The 23,772-nt window shown below is 63.7% G+C and carries 21 protein-coding genes; 9 read left to right on the top strand and 12 right to left on the bottom strand.

The features are described 5' to 3' along the window. Window positions 1–85: 85 nt before the first annotated feature. Window positions 86–1,069, bottom strand: coding sequence for a helix-turn-helix transcriptional regulator (locus BLW71_RS01685; RefSeq protein WP_091792757.1), 984 nt, complete (start codon window positions 1,067–1,069; stop codon window positions 86–88). A 193-nt stretch (window positions 1,070–1,262) separates the two neighbouring features. Between BLW71_RS01685 and BLW71_RS01680 the strand changes: the two genes are divergently transcribed. The 6 genes from BLW71_RS01680 to BLW71_RS01655 all read left to right on the top strand — a co-directional run bounded on the left by BLW71_RS01680 (window position 1,263) and on the right by BLW71_RS01655 (window position 8,614). Then, on the top strand, window positions 1,263–1,730 hold the full coding sequence (locus BLW71_RS01680) for a DUF4863 family protein (protein ID WP_091800245.1): 468 nt from the start codon (window positions 1,263–1,265) through the stop codon (window positions 1,728–1,730). Between the two features lie 8 nt (window positions 1,731–1,738). Further along, on the top strand, window positions 1,739–3,334 hold the full coding sequence (locus BLW71_RS01675; RefSeq protein ID WP_091792756.1) for a 3,4-dehydroadipyl-CoA semialdehyde dehydrogenase: 1,596 nt from the start codon (window positions 1,739–1,741) through the stop codon (window positions 3,332–3,334). Window positions 3,335–3,454: 120 nt separating this feature from the next. After that, on the top strand, window positions 3,455–5,047 hold the full coding sequence (locus tag BLW71_RS01670) for a benzoate-CoA ligase family protein (protein WP_091792755.1): 1,593 nt from the start codon (window positions 3,455–3,457) through the stop codon (window positions 5,045–5,047). An 8-nt stretch (window positions 5,048–5,055) separates the two neighbouring features. After that, window positions 5,056–5,907, top strand: coding sequence for an alpha/beta fold hydrolase (locus tag BLW71_RS01665; RefSeq protein WP_091792754.1), 852 nt, complete (start codon window positions 5,056–5,058; stop codon window positions 5,905–5,907). Between the two features lie 187 nt (window positions 5,908–6,094). Next, a complete protein-coding gene (locus BLW71_RS01660) occupies window positions 6,095–6,421 on the top strand; it encodes a hypothetical protein (protein WP_091792753.1) in 327 nt (108 codons plus the stop codon). 81 nt (window positions 6,422–6,502) lie between these two features. Next, window positions 6,503–8,614, top strand: coding sequence for a phosphocholine-specific phospholipase C (locus BLW71_RS01655; protein WP_091792752.1), 2,112 nt, complete (start codon window positions 6,503–6,505; stop codon window positions 8,612–8,614). Window positions 8,615–8,725: 111 nt separating this feature from the next. Here BLW71_RS01655 and BLW71_RS01650 read toward each other — a convergent pair whose 3' ends face one another. The 8 genes from BLW71_RS01650 to BLW71_RS01615 are packed head-to-tail and all read right to left on the bottom strand — an operon-like array spanning window position 8,726 to window position 15,718. After that, on the bottom strand, window positions 8,726–10,015 hold the full coding sequence (locus BLW71_RS01650) for an MSMEG_0569 family flavin-dependent oxidoreductase (protein WP_091792751.1): 1,290 nt from the start codon (window positions 10,013–10,015) through the stop codon (window positions 8,726–8,728). Window positions 10,016–10,041: 26 nt separating this feature from the next. Beyond that, a complete protein-coding gene (locus BLW71_RS01645; RefSeq protein ID WP_091792750.1) occupies window positions 10,042–10,326 on the bottom strand; it encodes an MSMEG_0570 family nitrogen starvation response protein in 285 nt (94 codons plus the stop codon). A 14-nt stretch (window positions 10,327–10,340) separates the two neighbouring features. Continuing rightward, entirely contained in the window at window positions 10,341–11,510 is a 1,170-nt protein-coding gene (locus BLW71_RS01640) for an MSMEG_0565 family glycosyltransferase (RefSeq protein ID WP_091792749.1), read from the bottom strand. Beyond that, window positions 11,507–12,490 carry a sll0787 family AIR synthase-like protein gene (locus tag BLW71_RS01635; protein WP_091792748.1) on the bottom strand — a complete coding sequence of 328 codons (984 nt, stop codon included), beginning with the start codon at window positions 12,488–12,490 and terminating at the stop codon, window positions 11,507–11,509. The genes BLW71_RS01640 and BLW71_RS01635 overlap by 4 nt, the downstream gene beginning before the upstream one ends. Next, complete coding sequence (locus BLW71_RS01630) at window positions 12,487–13,104, bottom strand: MSMEG_0567/Sll0786 family nitrogen starvation N-acetyltransferase (RefSeq protein ID WP_091792747.1); 618 nt, start codon at window positions 13,102–13,104, stop codon at window positions 12,487–12,489. Before BLW71_RS01630 ends, BLW71_RS01635 begins: the two co-directional genes overlap by 4 nt. A gap of 2 nt (window positions 13,105–13,106) precedes the next feature. Beyond that, window positions 13,107–14,177, bottom strand: a complete 1,071-nt coding sequence (locus BLW71_RS01625) for an MSMEG_0568 family radical SAM protein (protein WP_091800241.1) — start codon at window positions 14,175–14,177, stop codon at window positions 13,107–13,109. Beyond that, entirely contained in the window at window positions 14,170–15,216 is a 1,047-nt protein-coding gene (locus BLW71_RS01620; protein WP_091792746.1) for a Nit6803 family nitrilase, read from the bottom strand. Before BLW71_RS01620 ends, BLW71_RS01625 begins: the two co-directional genes overlap by 8 nt. A 19-nt stretch (window positions 15,217–15,235) precedes the next feature. Continuing rightward, the gene (locus BLW71_RS01615) at window positions 15,236–15,718 is read right to left on the bottom strand and encodes an MSMEG_0572/Sll0783 family nitrogen starvation response protein (protein ID WP_054040483.1); all 483 of its coding nucleotides are present in this window, start codon (window positions 15,716–15,718) and stop codon (window positions 15,236–15,238) included. 351 nt (window positions 15,719–16,069) lie between these two features. Here BLW71_RS01615 and BLW71_RS01610 point away from each other — a divergent pair, with 351 nt between their 5' ends. The 3 genes from BLW71_RS01610 to BLW71_RS01600 all read left to right on the top strand — a co-directional run bounded on the left by BLW71_RS01610 (window position 16,070) and on the right by BLW71_RS01600 (window position 21,083). Next, on the top strand, window positions 16,070–17,461 hold the full coding sequence (locus BLW71_RS01610) for an aminotransferase-like domain-containing protein (RefSeq protein WP_091792745.1): 1,392 nt from the start codon (window positions 16,070–16,072) through the stop codon (window positions 17,459–17,461). A 219-nt stretch (window positions 17,462–17,680) separates the two neighbouring features. Beyond that, window positions 17,681–19,480, top strand: coding sequence for a methyl-accepting chemotaxis protein (locus tag BLW71_RS01605; RefSeq protein WP_091792744.1), 1,800 nt, complete (start codon window positions 17,681–17,683; stop codon window positions 19,478–19,480). 22 nt (window positions 19,481–19,502) lie between these two features. Further along, complete coding sequence (locus BLW71_RS01600; RefSeq protein ID WP_091792743.1) at window positions 19,503–21,083, top strand: methyl-accepting chemotaxis protein; 1,581 nt, start codon at window positions 19,503–19,505, stop codon at window positions 21,081–21,083. Window positions 21,084–21,169: 86 nt separating this feature from the next. Here BLW71_RS01600 and BLW71_RS01595 read toward each other — a convergent pair whose 3' ends face one another. From BLW71_RS01595 to BLW71_RS01585, 3 genes are all read right to left on the bottom strand, one after another. Continuing rightward, on the bottom strand, window positions 21,170–21,550 hold the full coding sequence (locus BLW71_RS01595) for a DUF5594 family protein (RefSeq protein WP_091792742.1): 381 nt from the start codon (window positions 21,548–21,550) through the stop codon (window positions 21,170–21,172). Window positions 21,551–21,649: 99 nt separating this feature from the next. Beyond that, a complete protein-coding gene (locus BLW71_RS01590) occupies window positions 21,650–22,015 on the bottom strand; it encodes a ribbon-helix-helix domain-containing protein (RefSeq protein ID WP_091792741.1) in 366 nt (121 codons plus the stop codon). A 145-nt stretch (window positions 22,016–22,160) separates the two neighbouring features. Further along, the gene (locus tag BLW71_RS01585) at window positions 22,161–23,747 is read right to left on the bottom strand and encodes a GMC family oxidoreductase (RefSeq protein WP_091792740.1); all 1,587 of its coding nucleotides are present in this window, start codon (window positions 23,745–23,747) and stop codon (window positions 22,161–22,163) included. Window positions 23,748–23,772: the final 25 nt, after the last annotated feature.

The following is a 23,772-nucleotide window of genomic DNA, read 5'->3' as shown; positions in this document are numbered from 1 at the left end:
GTTTTTTGAACAATAGTGCACCTACAAACCCATGTAAAGCACTTTAGTGCATGTTTGCTAGTAAACCCTGACGCCGGAGCGCAGATCAACCCACCCGCACGTCATCCGGCGATTCGGCGGCAAGCCTCGCGGCTAGGCGGTCGCGCAGTTGCAGATAGGCGTCGGCCAGGGTTTTTTCGCTGGTGTCGAAGGTCATATCGGCGCGGCCATACAGTTCGCTGCGCCCCGCCAGGATGCGCTTCAGGTCGTCCATCGCCTCCTTGTTACCCGACATCGGCCGCAGGTCGCCTTGCGCGACGACCCGGCGCATGTGTTCCTCCGGCGCGGCCTGCAGCCACACCGTGTAGCAGTGGGATAGCAAGGTATTGAAGGTGCCCGATTCCGACACCAGCCCGCCCGGCGACGCAATCACCGCATGCTCGTGCTCCTGAATCACGGCCTCGAGCGCACGGTGCTCATAGCGCCGGTAAGCGGCCGCTCCGTACAGCGAATGAATCTCCGAAGGCGGGCAGCCCGCCAGTTGCTCGATCACCCGCGTGAGCTCGATGAACGGCACCTTGCGCTCCTGCGCCAGCATCCGTCCGAGCGTCGATTTGCCCGCGCCACGCAGGCCGATCAGCGCAATCCGGTCCTTGCGATGCGGGTCGCGCGGCGCCTGCGCGAATATCTCGGCCAGCGCCACGCGGGCGCGCTGCAACGCCGCCTGATCGCGCCCGTGCAGCAATTCGCGGATCAGCAGCCACTCGGCGGAGGCGGTGGTTTCGTCGCCGATCACCTCGGCCAGCGAGCAGTTCAAGGTGGTCGCGATCTGCCGCAGCACGAGCACCGACGCATTGCCCACACCTGATTCCAGATTCGCCAGGTGCCGCTCCGACAGGCCCGTTTCCGTTGCCAGCGTCTTGCGTGTCATGCCGCGGCGCGCGCGCAGGAGGCGCACGCGCTCGCCCATTGCCGTGAGAAAGGGATCGCGCTCTTCGCGCTCGACGCCGCGCTCCGCCGGCGCGCCCGCGCGGCCCGCATCCTCGTCTGGGGAGTCGTCCAACGGCGCAGGAGAGTAATTTTGATTCATGTTTTGCTGCCCCTTAACTTCGACACATGTACTATAGTGCTTGACATGCAGGTGGTGAACGGTTAATTTTCGCCAAATATTGATTCAATAACAAACGCTGCCGAGAATTTCCGGCGGCGTCACGGAGAGTGCGCGACGATTCGCATGCATTAACGTGCGTGTGGCGGTCGAACGCGCCGACCTGGAGGCTCGCATGTCCCCACATGAATTCCAGCGCCTGATTGCGGGCGTCACGGAACAACTCGCCGGCCGGCCGCTCGACGGCAGTCTGGCGGCGTGGCTGAACGACACCTATCCCGCTGAAGGCGGCACGTTCCGCGAGCTTGCCGAAGCCTGCCGCAGCGGCGTCGCCGAAGGCTGGCTGTGCAACCGCGAAGGCGGCGGCATTCGCTACGGCCGCATCTTCAAGGCGCTGCCCGAAACTCACGGCTTTTCCGTCGACGTGGTCGATATGAAGGATATCGCCGGCCCGCACCATGTTCACCCCAATGGCGAGATCGATCTGATTATGCCGCTGACCGCAGGCGCCACGTTCGACGGCCACCCGGCCGGCTGGTGCGTGTACGGCCCCGGCTCCGCGCATCGACCGACGGTGGCGAACGGCGAGGCGCTGGTGCTGTATCTGTTGCCGCAAGGCGCAATCGAATTCACTCCCGCTTGAGCGCCGCCATGACCGAACTATTGAAGAACCACGTGGGCGGCCAGTGGATCGCGGGCAGCGGCACGGGCGTGACGCTCACCGATCCCGTGACGGGCGAAGCGCTCGTGCGCGTCTCGAGCGAGGGCCTCGATCTCGCCCACGCCTTCCGCTTTGCCCGCGATGAAGGCGGCGCGGCGTTGCGAGCGCTGACCTATGCGCAGCGCGCGGCCCGCCTCGCCGATATCGTCAAGCTGCTGCAAGCGAAACGCGACGACTATTACGCGATCGCCACCGCGAATTCGGGCACCACACGCAACGACTCCGCGGTCGATATCGACGGCGGTATTTTCACGCTGTCGTATTACGCGAAACTCGGCGCAACGCTTGGCGAGGCGCATGCACTACGGGACGGCAACGCCGACTCGCTGAGCAAGGATCGATCGTTCAGCGTGCAGCATGTGCTGACGCCGACACGCGGCGTCGCGCTCTTTATCAACGCCTTCAATTTTCCGTCGTGGGGCTTGTGGGAAAAAGCCGCGCCGGCCCTCCTCTCGGGCGTACCCGTCATCGTCAAGCCCGCCACGGCCACCGCCTGGCTCACCCAACGCATGGTCGCCGACGTGGTCGACTCGGGCATTCTGCCGCCCGGCGCGCTCTCCGTGATCTGCGGCGGCTCGGCGGGCCTGCTCGATCAGATCCAGCCTTTCGACGTGGTGTCGTTCACAGGCTCCGCGGACACGGCCGCCGCGTTGCGCGCACATCCGGCCTTCGTACAGGGCGGCGCACGCCTGAACGTCGAAGCCGACAGTCTGAACAGCGCGATTCTGTGCGCCGACGCCACACCCGAGACGCCCGCCTTCGATCTGTTCATCAAGGAAGTCGTGCGGGAAATGACGGTGAAATCCGGGCAAAAATGCACGGCCATCCGCCGCGCTTTCGTGCCGGAGGCTGTACTTGAAGCCGTGCTCGAGGCACTAAAGGCGAAGCTCGCGAAGATCACCGTCGGCAATCCGCGCAACGACGCCGTGCGTGTGGGTTCGCTCGTGAGCCGCGAGCAATACGAGAACGTACTGGCCGGTATCGCGGCGCTTCGGGAAGAAGCGGTGCTCGCTTTCGACGGCTCCGCAGTGCCGCTCATCGATGCGGACGCAACCATCGCGGCTTGCGTCGCGCCGCATCTGTTCGTCGTCAACGATCCTGATAACGCGACGCTCCTGCACGACCTCGAAGTATTCGGACCGGTAGCGAGCGTGGCGCCTTATCGCGTCGCCGCCGCTGGAAATGCGCTGCCGGAAGCGCACGCAGTCGCCCTCGCGCGACGCGGCCTGGGATCGCTCGTCGCATCGATCTATTCGAACGACGAAGCGCATCTCGGCCGCCTCGCGCTGGAACTCGCGGATTCGCACGGCCGCGTGCATGCCATTTCGCCCTCGGTGCAGCAGAGTCAAACCAGTCACGGCAACGTGATGCCGATGTCGCTGCACGGCGGCCCGGGCCGCGCGGGCGGCGGCGAAGAACTCGGCGGCTTGCGCGCACTCGCTTTCTATCACCGGCGCTCGGCCATCCAGGCCGCGAGCGCGGCAATCGAGGCGCTCACGCAGACGACGCATTTACCCTCGGCCTGACGGCGCACGACCGCAGCAAAAACGTAGCAATCAGGACCGGGCACGCGAATCAGCCCGCAAGCATCGAGCGGATCATGAGCACAGAACAGCCGGACCGCGCCCACCCGATGGAGGAGACACATGGAAGCCCTGCTGGAAAAGGCGGCTAACCAGCCCGCCGCGACGGTCGAAGCGCCGCCCGCGCTGTTCAATTTCGCGTCCTACCTGTTTCGACTGAACGAAACGCGCGCCGGCAAGACCGCCTATATCGACGACACCGGCAGCACGACCTACGGTGAACTCGAAGACCGCGCGCGGCGCTTCGCCAGCGCGCTGCGTACGCTCGGCGTACATCCTGAAGAGCGAATACTGCTGGTGATGCTCGACACCATCGCGCTACCGGTTGCCTTTCTCGGCGCGCTCTACGCGGGCGTCGTGCCGGTCGTGGCGAACACGCTGCTCACGCCCGCCGACTACGTGTACATGCTGACGCATAGCCACGCGCGCGCCGTGATCGCCTCGGGTGCGCTCGTGCAGAACGTGACGCAGGCGCTGGAGTCCGCCGAACATGACGGCTGTCAGTTGATCGTCTCGCAACCGCGTGAAGGCGAGCCGCTCCTCGCGCCTCTGTTCGACGACCTGATCGACGCCGCCACGCCTGCCGCCAAAGCCGCCGCGACCGGTTGCGACGACATCGCCTTCTGGCTGTATTCGTCGGGCTCGACCGGGAAACCGAAGGGCACCGTCCACACGCATGCGAACCTGTACTGGACCGCCGAGCTGTATGCCAAGCCAATTCTCGGCATTGCCGAAAGCGACGTGGTGTTTTCCGCGGCCAAACTGTTCTTTGCATACGGGCTCGGCAATGGACTGACATTCCCGCTCTCGGTCGGCGCGACCGCGATCCTGATGGCCGAGCGCCCCACCGCCGACGCGATCTTCGCGCGCCTCGTCAAACATCGCCCGACGGTGTTTTACGGCGTGCCCACGCTCTACGCGAACATGCTGGTGTCGCCGAACCTGCCCGCGCGCGCCGATGTCGCGATACGCATTTGCACGTCGGCGGGCGAAGCGTTGCCGCGCGAAATCGGCGAGCGCTTTACCGCACACTTCGGCTGCGAAATTCTCGACGGCATCGGCTCTACCGAAATGCTGCACATCTTTTTGTCCAATCGCGCGGGCGCAGTCGAATACGGCACCACGGGCCGACCGGTGCCCGGATACGAAGTCGAATTGCGCGACGATGCGGGCCACGCTGTACCCGACGGCGAAGTCGGCGATCTGTTTATCAAAGGGCCGAGCGCGGCGGTGATGTACTGGAACAACCGCGAGAAATCGCGCGCCACCTTTCTCGGCGAATGGATTCGCAGCGGCGACAAGTACTGCCGGCTGCCGAATGGCTGCTATGTCTATGCGGGCCGCAGCGACGACATGCTGAAAGTCAGCGGCCAGTATGTCTCGCCCGTCGAAGTGGAAATGGTGCTGGTGCAGCACGACGCGGTGCTCGAAGCCGCGGTGGTCGGCGTCGATCACGGCGGTCTCGTCAAGACGCGCGCGTTCGTCGTACTGAAGCGTGAATTCACGCCATCTGAGATACTCGCGGACGAGTTGAAAGCTTTCGTGAAGGACCGGCTCGCGCCGCACAAATATCCGCGCGATATCGTGTTCGCCGACGATCTGCCGAAAACCGCCACCGGAAAAATTCAACGTTTCAAACTGCGCGAGCAGTCATAAGGTGATTTATGCAGAACCCCGCCAGCGCCAACGTTACCGCCGCAACGACCGTTAGCGACTTCGCTGAACTGCCCGCTACCGCGTCGCATGGACCGCTGCGCATCGAGTATCGCTGGGTGAATGCGCGTGCGACCGGCGCGCCGATCGCCGTCTTCCTGCATGAAGGCCTCGGTTCGATCGCGATGTGGCGCGACTGGCCGCAAACACTGTGCGAACGGCTCGGCATGCGAGGGCTCGTCTATTCGCGGCCCGGCTACGGGCTTTCCACACCGCGTGCGCATGAGGTGAAGTGGCCCACCGATTTCATGACGGCGCAGGCGCGCGACATTCTGCCCGCATTGCTCGACGCACTCGGTATCGATTCACGCGAACGCCGCCGCATGTGGCTGATCGGTCATAGCGACGGCGGCTCGATCACCCTGCTGTACGCTGCGCTCCATGCCGAGGAATTGGCCGGTGCGGTGGCGATTGCGCCGCATGTGTTCGTCGAAGATATTTCGGTGGAAAGCATCGCGCAGACCAAACAGCTCTACGAAACCAGCGACCTGCGCAGCAAACTCAGCCGCTATCACGCGGACGTCGATTCGGCGTTTTATGGCTGGAACGACATCTGGCTGAATCCGGCGTTCCGGATGTGGACAATTGCCGGGGAACTGGCGTCCATTCGCAAGCCGCTGCTCGCGGTGCAAGGCCATGACGACAACTACGGCACGATGGCCCAGATCGATACGATCGCCGCACACGTTCCACATGCGCAACTGGTCAAGCTCGAGGCTTGCGGGCATTCGCCGCATCGCGACGCGCCCGAGGCTTTGAACGAAGCCATTGCGGCATTCGTTGCTGGAAGCGCGTCTTCCTGATCATCGAGCGAGGCCAAACCTTTCGGCATGCTAACGCAGTGTGCGATTGGTCGGCGCCCAACTCTCACCAAATACTCAAATTTCCACATCTTCACAAAAGTTACACAGGTCAGCGACTATTCTTGCGTATCGCTGACCTGGGCACGTCGATGCCCTCGCGCATCTTCCCCGTGCCGGAGACATTGCCATGTCCGTTGTGTCGAAGCCGTCTAAAGCCTTGCATTGCAAACGTCTGGCGGCCGCGCTGGCTGCCCTGTCGCTTTGTGCGCTGGTCGGTGCTTGTGGCAACGACGACGACAAAACAGCCGGCACGAGCACGGTTAGTCCTACCGAAATTCCCGCCAGCGAGAGCACTGCCGCCGCGCTTCTCCCGGCGAATCCGTCCTCCGCTTCACCGGCGCCCGCCGCGCTGACGATTCAAACCCCAGCACTACCCGCATCAAGCGCCGACCCGGCACTGTCTGCTGCCGCGCCGGCGCCGCTCGCCACGCCCGTCATCCACACCGTGGACTGAGTTTCGCGCCTCACGCGACGCGCGGGTGGGGCTCGCGCGCCTCGTGGATCGTTCCTCCACCGAAGATCGAAAGCCAATACCATGACCTCAAAAAATCGCCGTGATTTTCTGCGCTCCGCCGCGCATGCTGCCGGTTCCGCCACCGCATTGAGCATGCTGCCTCTGGGCATTCGCAACGCGCTCGCCATTCCTGCCAACAACAAGACCGGCACGATTCGCGACGTCGAGCACATTGTCGTGCTGATGCAGGAAAACCGCTCGTTCGACCACTACTTCGGCACGCTCAAAGGCGTGCGCGGTTTTGGCGACACGCGCGCGACCAATCTGCCGAACGGCAAGCCGGTGTGGTATCAGCCGCTCGCGGCGGATCTCGGCTACGTGCTGCCGTTCCGCCCCACCGCGCCCAATCTGGGCCTGCAATTCCTCCAGGATCTCGCGCACGACTGGACCAGCACGCACGCGGCGTGGAACGGCGGCCGCTACGATCAATGGGTGCCCGCGAAAGGCACCACGACGATGGCCTACCTCACCCGCGAGGACATTCCGTTTCACTATCAGCTCGCCGACGCCTTCACGATCTGCGACGCGTACCACTGCTCGCTGATGGGACCGACGGACCCGAACCGCTATTACATGTGGAGCGGCTGGGTGGGCAATGACGGCAGCGGTGGCGGTCCGGTGATCGACAATTCCGAACTCGGCTACGGCTGGTCCACCTACCCCGAAGTCCTGCAGAATGCGGGCATTTCGTGGAAGATCTATCAGGACATCGGCACCGGTCTCGACGCCAACGGCTCGTGGGGCTGGACGCAGAACCCGTATATCGGCAACTACGGCGACAACTCGCTGCTCTACTTCAACCAGTACCGCAACGCGCAGCCCGGCAACCCGCTCTACGATAACGCGCGCACCGGCACGAATGCGGCAAAGGGCGACGGCTACTTCGATATTCTCAAGCGCGACGTGCAGAACAACGCGTTGCCGCAAGTGTCGTGGATCGTCGCGCCCGAAGCCTATTCCGAACACCCGAACTGGCCGTCGAACTATGGCGCGTGGTACATCGACCAGGTGTTGCAGATTCTCACGTCCAATCCCGAGGTGTGGAGCAAGACGGTGCTGCTCATCAACTACGACGAGAACGACGGTTTCTTCGATCACATGGTGCCGCCCTTCGCACCTTCGTCGAGCGCGAACGGCTTGTCGACCGTGGACACCAGCAACGAAATCTATCCGGGCGACGCGAAGACTCCCGCCGCACCGTACGGCCTCGGACCGCGCGTGCCGATGCTGGTGGTTTCACCGTGGTCGAAAGGCGGCTACGTGTGCTCGGAACTGTTCGACCATACGTCGGTGATCCGCTTTATTGAAAAGCGCTTCGGCCACGATCACAATCTCGGCGAATCGAACATCACGCCGTGGCGCCGCGCGGTATGCGGCGATCTGATGTCCGCATTCAACTTCAGCAATCCGAACGACGCCTTCCCGACGCTGCCGAGCACGAGCGGCTACGTACCGCCGGACCAGAACCGCCATCCGGATTACGTACCGCTGCCGCCTGCCCTGCAGGCACTGCCGAAGCAGGAAGCCGGCGTGCGCCCGGCTCGCGCGCTGCCTTACGAGCTGTTCGTGCGCGTGCATGGCGAAGGCGCGGCCAATCAACTCACCATGCGCTTCGTCAACACGGGCCGCACCGGCGCGGTGTTTCTGGTCTACGCCGCCCACAGTCTCGATGCGCCGCGCACCTATACGGTGGAAGCCGGCAAGCGCTTGCAGGATCAGTTGCCGTGCAATGCCGACGGCAGCTACGACTTCACCGTGCACGGCCCGAACGGCTTTCTGCGCCGCTTCGCGGGCAAGCCGGTTGCGCGCAGCTGGTGGCATGGTTCCGATATCGCGCGGCCCGAAGTGGCGGAAGGCTACGACGTCTCGAACGGCAACCTGCAACTGCGGCTGGAGAACGTGGGCAGCGCACGTTGCCAGTTCACGATCGTCAACGCGTACGATCCGGGCAATGTCATCAAGCATTCAGTACGCGGCGGCGATACCGAGCAGCTCTACCTCGATCTGCGCAACGCGCATGGCTGGTACGACCTGGCCATTACGGTCGATACGGACCCGCTGTTCGCGCGGCGCTTTGCCGGACACGTGGAAACCGGCAAGAGCAGCATGAGCGATCCGGCGCTGGGCGCTTAAGCTTAAGCCTGAGCCCGAGCCGAACGTCTCGGTGAAATACAACGGCCGCTGCGATAGAAACCGCAGCGGCCGTTTTCCATGCTGCCTCCCGAGCGCATGGGCAACATCACGTCATGCGGCAACGGCAGCCGACAACGACGCACGCTCGCGTGCCTTCTCGCGAATCGCATGCACGATGAACTCCGCATCGCGCGCGACGCCGGAGAAACGCCCGGAACCCCATGTATGCAGCCACGGCAGGCCGACGAAATACAGACCGTCGATCGGCGTTACGCCACGCGTGTGCGCCGGATACCCGCGACCGTTGAACACGGGGGCATCCAGCCAACTGAAGTCCGGCGTAAAACCGATGCACCAGATGATCGCCGCAATACCGCTGCCCTCCAGATCGAGCGTAGCGCGCTCCTGCGCGGGACGCCAGACCGGTTCGTACGCGCCACCCGCCGGCGCATCAATGCCGTGCTTCGCGATGAAGCCGTCAATGCTCGCGTTGATCCGGTTATACGTATCGTCGGCGGCATCGAGATTGGCGGCCAGCGTAGGCGAAAAGTGGAGCTGCCCGTCGCGCAGATCGTCGAGCCGCCCATACAATTCCATGCCTTCAGCGGCGAACTTGCGCAGGTCGATATCGCGGCCACCATCGCGGCCCGTCACATAGTGATTGGTGTTGTCGCGCACCCCTTCACGTAACGGATGTTTTTCGACCGGCATATCGTAGTACTGCATGTCGGCGAGCCAATCGACCACGTCACGCCCCCGATAAAAGCGCGCGCAACGCGGCGCCTCGCCGACCGCGAGCACCACCTTGCGGCCGGCCAGATGCAGATCCTCCGCGATCTGCGCGCCGGATTGCCCCGTGCCGACCACCATCACCGCGCCCTCAGGCAAAGCCTGCGGGTTGCGATACGCTGACGACTGCAGTTGCATGATCCCTGCAGGCAAGCGCTCCGCGAGGCGCGGCACGATCGGCGTGTGATAGCCGCCCGAGGCCACCACCACCTGGTCCGCGGTGAAGTCGCCGTGCGTCGTCGTGATGGCGTAGACGCCGTCGTCGCGCTGCTTGACGCGTTTGACTTCAGTGCGCTCCAGCACCGGCGCGTCGACATGCGCGATGAAGCCGTCGAGGTAGGCAATGATTTCGTCTTTCTTCATGAAGCCGTGCGGGTCGTCGCCACGATACGGATAGCCGGGCAATGCGCATTGCCAGTTCGGCGTGACGAGGCAAAACGCGTCCCAACGCTGCTCGCGCCACGTATGCGTGAGCGCATTCTTTTCCACGACCAGATGGTCGATGCCGGCCTGTTTCAGGTAGTAGCTGACCGACAGCCCCGCCTGCCCGCCGCCTATGACAAGCACGCCGTAGTGGCCCTCGGCGCGCGCGTAATGGGTTGGATTCGACATGATGCGTCCTCTGAAAGAATAAGCGCCTAGCTGAATTCGATGACCTTGACGGTCGCGTCCGGCCGATCGCGAAAGCGCGCCGCGTCGCGCTCGATCTGTGCAAGCTGGTCCATTGCCGCCGAGCAGGCAAAGCCGTATTTCTCGCGCACGCGCTCGGACGCGATGCCCAACGCCTGCCGGGAACGTTCGACGAAATCCTCGAGCGCATAGGCCTCGCCCGGCGTAAAAAAATCGCCGATCACGAGCGAAGGCGAATAACAGTTCGCTTCGTCGCCATCGGGCCATTGAATGCGAAAGTGCATGACAGGCATCGTTTATCCTCGAATCAATGGGTAAGCAGAGCGCGCTTCGCGAGGAAACGGCGGTAGGCATCCACATGGCACCGTGCGCTCGCCGCCCAGCTAAAGCGCGCGAGTAACGCGGGCACGGCATTCTCGAAATCGATACCGTTTTCACCCAACGCACGCACAAGGGCCGCGGCGATCGATTCCACGTCGTCAGGATCGGCCCAGCAGCAGGTGGCGTCGTCGAGATACTCGGTGAATGGCGCAATCGAGGACACCACCACCGGTGTGCCGCTCGCCAGCGCTTCCAGCACGACAAGACCGAAACCTTCGCGCAGCGACACCATCGACAGAACATCGGCGCTTCGAAACAGAGCGGGCATGACGGCGTCTTCGAGTGGGCCGGTCAGCACGACGCTTTCATGAGGTCCGATCGACAGGCCCAACTCACTCGCCCGTTGCAGCAAGCGTCGGCTGTAGGCGTCGTGGTCGAGAAGGCTCGCGCCGCCTGCAATGACGAGTTGCGCTTGCGGCAAACCGCTGCGCACCGAGGCAAACGCTTCGAGCAGGCCCAGCGTGTTCTTGCGCGCTTCGATACCGCCCACCGCCAGCACGATCGGGCCGCCTTGCAGTCCGAAACGCTGCCGCAGTTGCGCGTCGTGCTGATCGCGTCGCGAAGAAAAATGCGCCACGTCTACACCGTTCGGCACAGTGCTTGCGCTGATGCCGTATACCGACTGCATCTCTCGCGCCCATGTATCGCTCACACACAACACGTGGTCGGCATCCTGAAACGCACGGCGCTGCCAGGCCGCCAGTCGCGGATCTTCGAAATGATCCAGGTGATGCACTGTGCGAATGAAGCCGTGAATAAGACCCTGCGCTTTCAACTCAGCCAGCGCGTTGCCGCTGATGCTGTCCTGCGCGTGCAGTACGTCGAACGCAACTGCGTCGTGCTCGATCAACGCGCGCCGGAATGCATCGATTCGGGCCTCGACCATCGCAACCGTATTGACCTGAACCAGAACGATAGGCGCATACACCACTCGGCAAGGCGGCAAACGAAACAGGCTCTCGCCGGGCGCGGCCGGCACGAACACCGTTACCTCGTGCCCAAGCGCCGTCAATGCGCTCGCCAGTTCGAGCGTGTGCACCACGCCACCGCGCGGATTGACCGAATGCGTGAGCAACGCGATACGCAGCGCGCTCATTTCGCCGCCCCCTTTCCGACGATGAACGGCTCACGCCGGAAGTCCCATAGCGTAGCGGCGTCATCCTGCCGATGCAGGACCACCTGGCTCGTTGCATCCACGGAACCGATCACTGAGCACGCAAGCGATCGGGCGCTGAACTTTGCTTGTACGGTCTCCACCTGTTCGGGCCGCACGGACAGCAGATATCCAAAACTCGGAAACGCGGTCACCCAGCGTTCCAGCGGCACACCCTCGGGTGCGGGGATGCGCGCGAGATCGACCCGCGCGCCGACCTCCGAACACTCGAGCAACATCAACGCCGTGCCTAGCGTGCCCGCCATGCTGATATCCTTCGCGGCGTCGCACAGGCCGCTCTCCGCCAGTTGCGGCAGCAGTTCGAGATCGCCCCTTAGACGCTCGGGCGGCGCATCCACCGAAGCATTCCAGAACGGATACGGCTCTTCGAAGCGGCCGCGCAGATCGACAGCCATCATCAGGCTGTCACCGGGTTTCGCGTTGAAACTCGACAGCAACGCCTTCGCGCGGCCGACAATCGACACCGCCAGTTGCGCTGCATCGCTGCGCGTATTCGTGTGGCCGCCGACAATCGGCACGCCATACGCGAGCGAAGCCGCCGCCATGCCCGCCAACACCTGCTCCGCCGCGCCGATGCCCTGACTCCACAGCGCATCCACCACCGCCAATGGCCGCCCGCCCATCGCATAGATATCGCTTACGTTGACCATCACGCTGCTATAGCCGGCGAACCACGGCATGGCGCTCACGAAATCGCTGACCATGCCTTCGATAGCGAAAAGCAGATAGCCGTCCCCGTCGGCGAGCGCGGCGCAGTCGTCGCCGAGCGCCACAGCCTGCGCGAGATCGCGCGCGCCGCGCGGCAAGCGCTTCGCCAGCGAGTCGACGACACCCACGATATCGGTCTTGTGCCGGAATCCGCGGCTCTCGCGCAGACTCGCGACAAGGTCGGCGACAGTCATGCGGCGCTCCGCTCAGGCTCACGGCCGCGTGAGGGCGGCAACGAATGCGCCCGCGTCTGGGTGACAAAGCCCCCATAAGGCTCCGCGCACGGCGGATACCGGTCCAGTTGCGCCTGCATCAGATGATGCGGTCTGCCCAGCAACGTCTCCTCCGCCAGCACGTCCCAGTACATCGCGCGAAACAGCGGCACATTCTGACTCTGCACATGCGCGAGAAACGTTTCGCAGCCGAGCGCGTGTGCGCTGCTCACCGCGAGACGAATCAGCGTCGCGCCGATCTTTCCGTGCCGGCGAAAGGCCGCATGCACGGCGAGCCGCGAACCAAACCACACATTGTCGTGGTCGCGATGAATACGCACGGTGCCGACCACCTGTTCCGGCATGCCGGCGAGACAACTGAGCGCCACCAGTTGCTGCGCGTGCTGGTCGATATCGTCGCGATCATCGCCGACAAAAATGCCCTGCTCGATGCAGAAGACCGCGCGCCGCAACCTGAATGCCTCTTCGGCTTCCCAATTCAACGTGGTCCACTTGATACGAAATTCGCTCGGCGCATACGGCGCAAAAACAATCTCGCCATCCAGCGCCTCGCCTGCAATCGCTTCGCCGAACATGATCACTCCTCGTACGATGACAGCGACGAACACGCGCCGCATTTGCCGCAACCCGCCTTGATATCGCTCGAACGCATGGCCGCGGCATTGAGCATGCCGCCAAGCGGCTGCAAAACCGACTTCATGAATTCGGGCGTAGGTGCCGGATGATCTTCGAGCGGCGTGCCGCTGATCGGCACGAACGGCACGACGAACGGATAGACGCCGATCTCGATCAGTTCGCGCGACATCGCGAGAATTGATTCGGCGCTATCGCCCAGGCCCGCGAGGATATATGTGCTGACCTGTCCGCGTCCGAACACGGCCACCGCGGCCTCGAACGCCTCCATGTAGCGCGACAGCGGCACGCTCGCCTTGCCGGGCATGATGCGTTCGCGCAGCGCGGGCGTCACGACTTCGAGGTGCATGCCGAGTGTGTCGATGCCGCTCGCTTTCATGCGCGCGAACCAGCGGTCGTCGTCCGGCGGCTCGCACTGCGCCTGGATCGGCAGATCGACCGCGGCCTTGATCGCGAACGCGCTCTCACACAGAATCTGCGCGCCGCGATCCGGCGTGGGCGGTGTGCCGGTGGTCAGCACCATATGCTTCACGCCGTCGAGCAACACGGCCGCGCGCGCCACTTCCGCCAGTTGCTCAGGCGTCTTGCGCGTAATGGTGCGACCCGCTGCGAGCGATTGCCCGATTGCGCAGAACTTGCAGCTCTTGCGCCGGCTCTCGTAGCGAATACAGGTTTGCAACACGGTGGTCGCGAGCACGTCGGCGCTATGCAACGTGGCGATATGCGAATAAGGCACGCCGTCGAGTGTCTGCATGCCGTAGAAACGCGGCGACTTCGGGAAGCTGATATTGGCGATCGGAATCGTGCCGCGCAGCAGCGCGCTCGACCCACTCGCATCCGGCGTCTGCGCGACGAACGGCGAGTGCCACGCGGTGCTCGTATGCACGGGCACCATGATCGTCACGCCATCCACCATTACTGCCTTGTGGTCGGACGGACCCGCGCCGCCGCGGCGGCTGGCCGCGCCCGCATCCGGCGACACGAGCCGCAAGCCGGCCGACTGCAATTCAGTCATCAATTGCCGGCTCTGCGCCGACAGTGATTCGCTGGCGCTCATCGCACCCTCCTCCGGTTGAATTGAAATCGGCGCTCGGGACGGACGGCCACGCCGGCATCGGCGCCACGGTTTCCGCGGGCCGCCGGTTGATCGCAAGACTCAGCAATTCGGGGCGCGCGTAATGGCCGACCGAATCCATCATGCGTTTGCGCTTGGTGATCAAGGCCATGTCGAGATCGGCGATCACCATGCCTTCGCCCTCGCGTAACGGCTCGGCGAGATGCTGCCCTTCCGGCGAGATGATCGCGGTGTTGCAGCCGCCGCGCAGCGCCTTCTGCAGATTCGTATCCGGGGTAACGGACGCAATCTGCGCTTCGCTGAGCCATCCCGTCGCATTGACGACGAAGCAACCCGATTCCAGCGCGTGATGCCGGATCGTCACCTCGATCTGATCGGCGAAGATCGGTCCCACCAGCGAGCCGGGAAACTGGCTGCAATGAATCTCTTCATGCTGCGTCATCAACGCATAACGCGCGAGCGGGTTGTAATGCTCCCAGCAGGCGAGCGCGCCCACGCGCGCCACCGCGGTGCGCGCCACCGTCAGACCGGCCGCGTCGCCTTGCCCCCAGATCATCCGCTCATGAAATGTGGGCGTGATCTTGCGGCGCTTGAGCACGATCTGACCATCCACGTCGAAAATCAACTGCGTGTTGTAGAGGCTGCCGTGATCGCGTTCGTTGACGCCGAGCACCACTACCATCCGATGCAAACGCGCCTGCTCGGCCACCGCCTGTGTCACGGGGCCCGGCACCACCACGGCCTCTTCATAGAATTTCATGTGATCGGCGCCGGAAGCGACGGGCGGCCGTACGAAAGAGAAGTACGGGTAATACGGCACGAAGGTTTCGGGAAATACGATCAGTTGCACGCCTTCGCGCGCCGCCTGTTCGATTGCCTCGCAGACCTTGTCGAGCGTTCCGCCGCTGCGCTCGAAGTCCGGTGCGATCTGGACCGCCGCGGCGCGCACGATGCGTTTGCCGGTCGTTTTATCGGACATAGTGGTCACTCGCCTCTCGTCAGACCGTCCACGTATGGATGATCAGTGCGTTGTCCTTGCGATGAAGCAACTGGATGTCGAGCACATCGAGCGGGCTGATTGGACGAATGCCTTCGATCAGCGAGGCCTCGCCGTGTCCATATAGCGCCTGCAGCGCGAAGCGGCACGCGTAGACCTTGCCGCCTTCTTCCATGAACTTCATCAGTTGCTTGTTGAAGTTCAGATGGCCGGGGAACGCTTCGTCGCCCAGTGTCGGAAAGCCGCGTTGCAGACCGAGCGTCACGCCCGGTCCGTACAGCAGCACCGATGTCTCGAAGCCCTTGCGTTGCAGGCGCGTGGCCTGCAATAGATTGACGAAGCCGATCGAGCCTTCGAACGCGACCGTGTGGAACGTGACGAGCGCCTTCTCGCCGGGTTCTGCTTTCACGTCTTCGAAGACTTTCTCCTCATAGTCGACAAGGTAATCGCCTTTCTGATGCAGCGGTTTGTTGACGGCTGGCATGGCACTCTCCGATCAGGTTTGCTAAGTAAAAGATGGCGCGCGTTCAGGTTGTGCGCGCCTCCTCCAATGCAACGGCCGTGCCATTGATCGACCCCGTGAATGCGATCAATCCGCGATCAATTCCGCCTCGATTCGAAGTGCGACTCGAAAATTTTTTGGGCGCGAAGGTTGCATGCAGTTCCGGCATCCCGTGCAAACGCTATTGGTGCGGCTTTACCGCACCAGCCAAGTGCGATTCGCGCAGTCCAACGTGTCGGCATGGTGCAGTCATTCACCACAGTCGATCAATCCAATCATTGATCGCATACGAATGCGATCATCTTTTCCAACGTGAATAGAGACTCGAAGGCAATGAGCAGCCCGACACATCACTGGATCAAACGTCTTGCCGACATTCGCAAGCCGGCCTACCTCGCGATTCCCGATCTGATCGAAGAAGATCTCGCCACCGGGCGGCTGCGTCCGCGCGACCGCTTGCCGGGACTGCGCGATCTCGCCGAAGAACTCGCGCTGAATTACACGACGGTGGCGCGCGCCTATGCCGAAGCGCGCAAGCGCGGCCTGCTCGATTCGCGCGCCGGCAGCGGCACGTTCGTGCGCGGCCGCACGGCCACCTTGCCGCTCGCGGGCGGCAGCAGCATCGAGATGTCGATGAACACGCCACCCGAGCCGCCCGATTACGCCATGCGTCTGCGCGACTCCGCCGCACGCCAGATGGCCGGCAGCGATCCTTATCAGTTGCTGCGTTACCAGGACTTCGGCGGCTCGGCGGCGGACAAGGATGCGGGCGCCGAATGGCTGAGGCGCCGGGTGCCGCATTGCGACGCGCAAAACGTGCTGGTGTGCCCCGGCATTCATAGCGCGCTGGTGGCGCTCGTCTCGCAGCTCGCGCGGCCCGGCGGCACCATCTGTCTCGATGCGCTCGCCTACCCCGGCATCAAGGCGATCGCCGCGCAACTCGGTGTGCGTCTGCAAGCGCTGCCGCGCGACGACGAAGGACCGCTCGCTCACGCGTTCGAAGCGCTCTGCAAAACCGACAAGCCGAGCGCGTTCTATTGCAATCCGACGCTGCAGAATCCGAGCACGCTCACGCTCACGCACAAACGGCGCGAGGCGCTCGCCGACGTAGCGTTGCGCTACAGCGTGCCGATCATCGAAGACGATGCGTATGCCATGCTGCCGCAGAGCGCGCCCGACGCGCTCGCGAGTTTCGCGCCCGAACTGACGTATTACGTGACCGGCCTGTCCAAGAGCTTCGGCGCTGGCTTGCGCGTCGCGCATCTGCATGCGCCGACGCCGCGCCAAACGCAGCGGCTAGCCGGCGCGTTACGCGCGACCACGGTGATGGCGAGTCCGTACACGGTCATGCTCGCGACGCAATGGATCGCGGACGGAACCGCGGCGGAGATGCTCGGCGCGATCCGCAACGAATCGCGCGCACGCCAGGCCATTGCCGCGCGCATGCTCGAAGCGTGGCCTTACGAAGCGCATCAGGATGGTTTTCATTTGTGGCTGCCGGTGCCGGTGGAAAGCGGCTGGAGCGCATCCGAACTTGCCTTGCAGTTGCGCAATCAGGGCATTGCCGCCGTGGCGGGCGCCGCGTTCTCCACCGACGGCAATCCGCCCAATGCCATGCGCGTGTGCCTCGGCGGATCGAAAACGCGTGACGAATGCGCACAAGCGCTGCACATCGTGGCGGAGACTCTCGACCATCCGCATCATCTGCATTCACCGGTGATGTGAAACGATCTTTCCAATCGCGCGTTATTGTCATACGAATACAACGGCGAGCACGCAGCCATTTACTTCTGCGTGCGACACTCCGCCGCATGCAGCTCTCGCTGCGTTTGGGGTAATTGAAAGAATTCGCTGCTCAAGTCGGGCCTCCTCAGGCCGTATACCGCAGGTGAGGCCCCCGCCTCGCCGACTCCGGTTTACCGCTCACCCCCAAAGACTCCCGACATGTTCACCTCCATTCGCGCGCGCATCGTCGCCCTATGCGTTGCTATCGTTGTGGTTGCGCTCGCTGCCAACGCGGTTCTCAACTACGTCGTCGCCAACTCGTATAACGCCGATGCCATCGACAGCAGCCTGACCTCGGTGGAAAGCGGTCACGCGGCCGGCATCAGCGACTGGGTTGCCGCCAACACCCAGATGATCAACTCGCTGCAGGACGTGGTACTGCAACCCGATCCGTCCGCTGCGTTAAAGCAGATCGCCGCGGCCGGCAAATTCTCGAACGTGTATGTCGGCTATGCGGACAAGACCTCGAAGTTCTCCGACCCGACCGGCATTCCGGCGGACTACGATCCGACCGGCCGCCCCTGGTACAAGCAGGCCGCCGCCGCTGGCAAGCCGGTTGTAACGCCGCCCTACGTGGACGTGGGCACGGGCAAACTGGTGGTGGCATTCGCGGCGCCGGTCGTGCGCGACGGCGCGGTAAAAGGCGTGGTGTCCGGTGACGTCGCGATGGACAGCGTGATCGCCAACGTCAAGGCGATCCATCCCACACCGGCGAGCTTCGGCATGCTGATCGACGCGAGCGGCCATATCGTTGCGCATCCGGATCCCAAGCTGACCTTGAAGCCGGTCTCCGATGTCGCGCCCGGTTTGACCGGCGACAAGCTCGCCGCCCTCTTCAGCGCCGACCGTCCGCTCGACATGGACGTGAATGGCAGCACGAAGCTGATGCGCGCGCAAGCGATTCCCGGCACTGACTGGTACGTGGTCGTCGCGCTCGACAAAGCCGAAGCGACCGCCGGCATGCGTTCGCTGCTGACGGCTTCGATCGTCGCGCTGATCGTGATCGCCGGCATCGCCGCCGCCATCGTGGCGGCGGTGACCGCGGTGTCGTTCCAGCGTCTGTCGAAAGTGCGCGATGCCATGGACGCCATCGGCTCCGGCGAAGGCGATCTGACGCAGCGCCTGCCGGCCGTCGGCAACGACGAAGTCGCGCAGATCGCGCGCTCGTTCAACACCTTCATCGACAAACTCAGCCACGTGATGCGCCAGATTCGCGACGCCAGCGAATCGGTGCGCGTGGCCGCCAATGAAATCGCCGCGGGCAACGTCGATCTGTCGGGCCGCACGGAATCCGCTGCCGCGAGCTTGCAGCAAACCGCAGCATCGATGGAAGAAATCACCTCGACGGTCACGCAATCGGCCAGCTCCGCGAAACAGGCCGACAGTACCGCCGTTTCCGCCTCGCAGGTCGCCTCGCGCGGCGGCGTGGTGATCTCCGAAGTGATTGCGACGATGGGCGAGATCCAGCATGCGTCGGTGAAAATCTCCGACATCATCGGCGTGATCGACGGCATTGCGTTCCAGACCAACATCCTCGCGCTGAATGCCGCGGTGGAGGCCGCGCGTGCAGGCGAACAGGGCCGCGGCTTCGCGGTGGTGGCCGGTGAAGTGCGCAGCCTCGCGCAACGCAGCGCGCAGGCCGCGAAGGAAATCAAGGCGCTGATCGAAGCAACCGTGGCCAGCGTCTCGTCGGGTTCGGGCCAGGTGCGCCAGGCCGGCGAGACGATGACCGAGATCGTCAGCAACGTCGCCAACGTGACGACCATCATTTCCGAAATCACGCAGGCGGCCAACGAGCAGACGCGCGGTATTCAGGAAGTCAACCGCGCGGTCAGCCAGCTCGACGAAATGGTGCAACAGAATGCCGCACTGGTCGAAGAATCCACGGCGGCGGCGGCCGCACTGCAGAGCCAGGCCGTGAGCCTCGCCAGTGCAGTGACGCAATTCAAACTCGATTAAAAGCCAAAGTTGGAATCCTGCAGTGACGTTCTATAGAAATCTGAAGATCGCCGTTAAATTGGCGTTGCTCGGCGCGGTATTGTTGGCCGCGACGATGGTCGTGGGTCTGGAAGGCTGGCATGCGTTGTCCAGAACGCATGCGCTGCAAATCCAGTCCGCCCAATCGCTCAGCCAGTACGCGCAAGCCGCCGATACGGCGCGCGTCGCGCAGGTCGAATTCAAGAAGCAGGTGCAGGAGTGGAAGGACCTGTTGTTGCGCGGCGCGGATCCGGCCGCCTTCGCCAAATACCGTGATGCCTTCAACAGGGAAAGCGGAACGACGCACGCTGCCCTGCTGCGCCTGAAGGATCAGTTGAGCGCATTGGGCGCGAACGTGGACGGTGTCGACAAGGCGCTCGCCACGCATGCATCGCTGCAGGACAGTTATCTCGACGCGCTGAAACACTACGACGCCGCCGATCCGAACACGGCGCACGTGGTCGACGCTCTCGTCAAAGGCATCGACCGCGCGCCGACCGCCGCTATCGACGATATCGTCGCCACCGTGATGCAACAGGCGCATGACTCCAGCGTGCGCACGAGCGAAGCGGCGGAACAGGCCTACACGATCGCGACCGTGCTGTTGCTGTCGGTCGTTATCGGTTCGCTCGGCGTCGGCGCTTTCGCGATCTGGTTCCTGAGCCGCAGCATCACGGTGCCGGTCAGACAGGCGGTGGGCGTCGCGCAGGCGGTGGCGGCAGGCGATCTGCGCGCCGACGTGCCCGTGGTGAGCCGCGACGAAACAGGCCAGTTGCTCACTGCCCTCAACGACATGAACCAGCGCTTGCGGCATATCGTCAGCGAGATCCGTGAAGGCGCGCATACGATTTCCACGGCCACGCAGGAAATCGCCACAGGCAACCTCGACCTGTCGGCGCGTACCGAGCAGCAGGCGGCCTCGCTTGAAGAAACCGCCGCGTCGATGCAGCATTTTACCGACTCGGTTCAGCGCAACGCCGCCAACGCCCGCGAAGCCACCACGCTCGCGCAAACCGCCGCGCATGCCGCGCGTGAAGGCGGCGTTGTCATGAGCGACGCGGTGCGCACGATGGGCCAGATCGATGCGGCGTCCAAGCGTATCGTCGATATCATCGCAGTGGTGGAAGCCATTGCGGCGCAAACCAATATCCTCGCGCTCAATGCAGCGGTCGAAGCGGCGCGCGCCGGCACGCAAGGGCGCGGCTTCGCGGTGGTCGCGAGCGAAGTGCGCAGCCTCGCGCAACGTTCCGCCGACGCCGCACGCGAGATTAGGACGCTGATTCGCGAGTCGGTGGCCACGATCGAAGCCGGCACGCAACTGATCAACCACGCGAGCACCACGATGGACGGCGTGGTGGAAAGCGCCGGCAGCGTGACGCGTATCGTCGAGTCGATCGCGACCGCGAGTGTCGATCAGGCAACCGGCATCGCGGAAGTCAACGACGCCGTCACACAGATGGACCAGGTGACGCAAAGCAACGCGGCTTTGGTCGAGCAGGCGGCGGCCGCGGCCGACGCGGTGCAAAGCAAAGCATCCGGACTCGTGCAAAGCGTGAGTTTCTTCAGGCTGGGCGCCGCGGCCTGACGGAGCGGCGCCGTGCTCGTCGCGCGGCGCCTGTTGCTCCAGTTGCAGCGTGAGTCGAGTGGATGAAGCGGCGCGCCACGCGCCGCTTACGACTCGAAGTCGAGTCCGCCGATCAGGGCGACCGGCTCGGCCTGCGTATGCGAGAGAAAGTCCAGTTCGCGCGCATGGTTCCAGGCCGCGAGCTTGCGCGGCAGCGCGGCCAGATAACCAGCAAAACGCGACGGCCCTTCGGCCCCCATCAGCCTCTCGATTTCGTCGCTGTCCCACGTCAGATACAGATTCAATGGATGGGGGTACAGTCCCATGTCTTCGATCGGCGTGGCATGAATCCGCACGCGGGTGGGATGCCCGTGGCCGCCGTATGGCAGCACTTCGGTATGCACGGTGGTGGCGAAACAGGCGGCAATGGCCTCGGCGATGCGAGGTGCGAACTGTTCATCGAAACGGGCGGCATTCTCCGGACGCATCCATGTCTCCAACGTTGTGCGGAATGTGCGAAACATCCTAGCACGCGGTCCGGTGCGCGCTTCCTGTCTATCCGCTGCGGCTTCGCGCCGCCTTACTCGTCAAACTGTCTTCAGAATTCGCGGCCTCGCTTCGCTCGCCGCAGCCGCAGCCGAAGCCGCCAGCCCGGGAACCGCTCCGGGTTCATCGACGTCCTTCTTCTCCGTGCGCATGGACAGATAGCGCAAACAGCACACGCGCAGGAACGACGCAAAGTTAGTCGGCAGCTCGCCCCGCAGCGCGATCAGTTCGTCGTACAGCTGCACGGCGAACTGACTGGTCGTCATGTTCTCGCGCGCGGCGATTTCGTGCAGCACGTCCCAGAACAGATTTTCCAGCCGGACCGTGGTGATCACGCCGTGAATGCGCAGCGAGCGCGTGCGCGACTCGTACAGGATCGGATCGGCGTTGATGTACACCCTACACATGGCGTTACTCCCTGATTTCAGGCAGGCGTGCCGTGGCGCCCTTCGTGCAGCCACGGCACGCCGCCCGCGTTCGTCAACATACGCCGGCATTCACCGCTCGACAATTGCCTCGAACCCGAACGCCGCCCTGCCCCGTCGGACCGTTTTATACCGCGCGTTTGTTCATCTGCGCCGCAATGTGATCGGCCTGCCGGATCGCCAGCGTCACGATCGTCATGGTCGGATTTTCCGCCGCGCCGGTGGTGAACTGGCTACCGTCCGAAATGAACAGGTTCGATACTTCATGCGTCTGCCCGAACCGGTTGCACACGCCGTCTTCGGCGCGCGCGCTCATGCGGGCCGTGCCGAGGTTATGCGTGGACGGATACGGCGGCACCCGATAGACCGTCTTCGCACCCGCCGCTTCGTACACCGCGGTGCCCTGCCTGTACGCGTGCTCGCGCATCGCTTCGTCGTTCGGATGATCGTCGAAATGCACGTTGGCGACCGGCTGGCCGTACTGGTCCTTCACGTCGGTATTCAAGGTCACGCGATTGCTCTCGCGCGGCATATCCTCGCCGACGATCCACATGCCCGCCGTGTACGCGTATTGATCCATTGCCTGGGTGAAGGTCGGACCCCACGCGCCAGGATTGAGAAAGGCCGCATAAAACGGCAGGCCGAGCGACACGGTCTCCATGTGATAGCCGCCTGCGAAGCCACGCTGCGGATTGAACGCCGCCTCGTCCTCGATGATGCCGGCCATCGTGGTGCCCTTGAACATTTCCACCTTGTCGTTGAACACCGCGTACACCGAGCCCGTGGTATGACGCATGTAGTTGCGGCCCACCTGCCCCGATCCGTTAGCGAGGCCCTGCGGGAACCTGCTCGAATGCGAATTCAGCAGCAGGCGCGGCGTTTCGATCGAATTGCCGGCGACCGCGACGATGCGCGCCTTTTGCCGCTGCAGCTTGCCATTGCCGTCGTAGTAGAGCACCTCCTTCGCCTTACCGCGCGCGTCGGTTTCAATGCGCACCACGTGGGCCTGCGTGCGCAATTCCATATGGCCGGTGGCCTGGGCGCGCGGCAATTCGGTGTAGAGCGTCGACCACTTCGCGCCAGTGCGACACCCCTGAAAACAGAAGCCGCGCTGGAAGCAATGCGCGCGGTCGTCACGCACCACGCTATTGATCGCCATGTGCCCGGTATTGCAGTCCTTGTAACCGACCTTCATCGCGCCGGCCGACATCACCTTGAAGTTGTTGTTGCCGGGCAGGCCCGGCAGACCGTTGGTGCGCGTAATGCCCATCTTCTGCTGCGCGCGGTCGTAGTACGGATCGAGTTCCTCGCGCGTGAGCGGCCAGTCGAGCAGATTGGCATCCTTGATAGCGCCGTAGGTCGTCTTCGCCTTGAACTCGTGCGGCCTGATCCGCAGACTCGCACCGGCCCAGTGCGTGGTCGTGCCGCCCACCGTCTTGCAGATCCAGGCGGGGAGGTTCGGAAAGTCTTTGGCGATGCGCCAGGTGCCCGACGTGGTGCGTTTGTCGAGCCATGACAGCATCTGGAACGAGCCCCACTCGTCGGTTGTGAAATCGCCTTGCGTGTGCAGCTTGCCCGCCTCCAGCACGACCACGTCGATACCCTTCTGCGCCAGTTCGTTGGCAAGCGTGCCGCCTCCGGCACCCGAGCCGATGATCACGACGACCTTGTCGTCGTTGTGTGAAAAACGCACCTTGTTGTTGTCCTGATCCATGTCCTGTCTCCTCTATTGACCAGAG

The organism is Burkholderia sp. WP9 (assembly GCF_900104795.1).
GTDB lineage: Bacteria > Pseudomonadota > Gammaproteobacteria > Burkholderiales > Burkholderiaceae > Paraburkholderia.
The sequence above is the reverse complement of the archived record's forward strand: the minus strand, read 5'-3'. Positions and strand labels throughout refer to the sequence as shown.

Coding starts and splice junctions, on each gene's coding strand:
- BLW71_RS01685 (WP_091792757.1), bottom strand. CDS start 1,069: ATGAATCAAAATTACTCTCCTGCGCCGTTGGACGACTCCCCAGACGAG.
- BLW71_RS01680 (WP_091800245.1), top strand. CDS start 1,263: ATGTCCCCACATGAATTCCAGCGCCTGATTGCGGGCGTCACGGAACAA.
- BLW71_RS01675 (WP_091792756.1), top strand. CDS start 1,739: ATGACCGAACTATTGAAGAACCACGTGGGCGGCCAGTGGATCGCGGGC.
- BLW71_RS01670 (WP_091792755.1), top strand. CDS start 3,455: ATGGAAGCCCTGCTGGAAAAGGCGGCTAACCAGCCCGCCGCGACGGTC.
- BLW71_RS01665 (WP_091792754.1), top strand. CDS start 5,056: ATGCAGAACCCCGCCAGCGCCAACGTTACCGCCGCAACGACCGTTAGC.
- BLW71_RS01660 (WP_091792753.1), top strand. CDS start 6,095: ATGTCCGTTGTGTCGAAGCCGTCTAAAGCCTTGCATTGCAAACGTCTG.
- BLW71_RS01655 (WP_091792752.1), top strand. CDS start 6,503: ATGACCTCAAAAAATCGCCGTGATTTTCTGCGCTCCGCCGCGCATGCT.
- BLW71_RS01650 (WP_091792751.1), bottom strand. CDS start 10,015: ATGTCGAATCCAACCCATTACGCGCGCGCCGAGGGCCACTACGGCGTG.
- BLW71_RS01645 (WP_091792750.1), bottom strand. CDS start 10,326: ATGCCTGTCATGCACTTTCGCATTCAATGGCCCGATGGCGACGAAGCG.
- BLW71_RS01640 (WP_091792749.1), bottom strand. CDS start 11,510: ATGAGCGCGCTGCGTATCGCGTTGCTCACGCATTCGGTCAATCCGCGC.
- BLW71_RS01635 (WP_091792748.1), bottom strand. CDS start 12,490: ATGACTGTCGCCGACCTTGTCGCGAGTCTGCGCGAGAGCCGCGGATTC.
- BLW71_RS01630 (WP_091792747.1), bottom strand. CDS start 13,104: ATGTTCGGCGAAGCGATTGCAGGCGAGGCGCTGGATGGCGAGATTGTT.
- BLW71_RS01625 (WP_091800241.1), bottom strand. CDS start 14,177: ATGACTGAATTGCAGTCGGCCGGCTTGCGGCTCGTGTCGCCGGATGCG.
- BLW71_RS01620 (WP_091792746.1), bottom strand. CDS start 15,216: ATGTCCGATAAAACGACCGGCAAACGCATCGTGCGCGCCGCGGCGGTC.
- BLW71_RS01615 (WP_054040483.1), bottom strand. CDS start 15,718: ATGCCAGCCGTCAACAAACCGCTGCATCAGAAAGGCGATTACCTTGTC.
- BLW71_RS01610 (WP_091792745.1), top strand. CDS start 16,070: ATGAGCAGCCCGACACATCACTGGATCAAACGTCTTGCCGACATTCGC.
- BLW71_RS01605 (WP_091792744.1), top strand. CDS start 17,681: ATGTTCACCTCCATTCGCGCGCGCATCGTCGCCCTATGCGTTGCTATC.
- BLW71_RS01595 (WP_091792742.1), bottom strand. CDS start 21,550: ATGCGTCCGGAGAATGCCGCCCGTTTCGATGAACAGTTCGCACCTCGC.
- BLW71_RS01590 (WP_091792741.1), bottom strand. CDS start 22,015: ATGTGTAGGGTGTACATCAACGCCGATCCGATCCTGTACGAGTCGCGC.
- BLW71_RS01585 (WP_091792740.1), bottom strand. CDS start 23,747: ATGGATCAGGACAACAACAAGGTGCGTTTTTCACACAACGACGACAAG.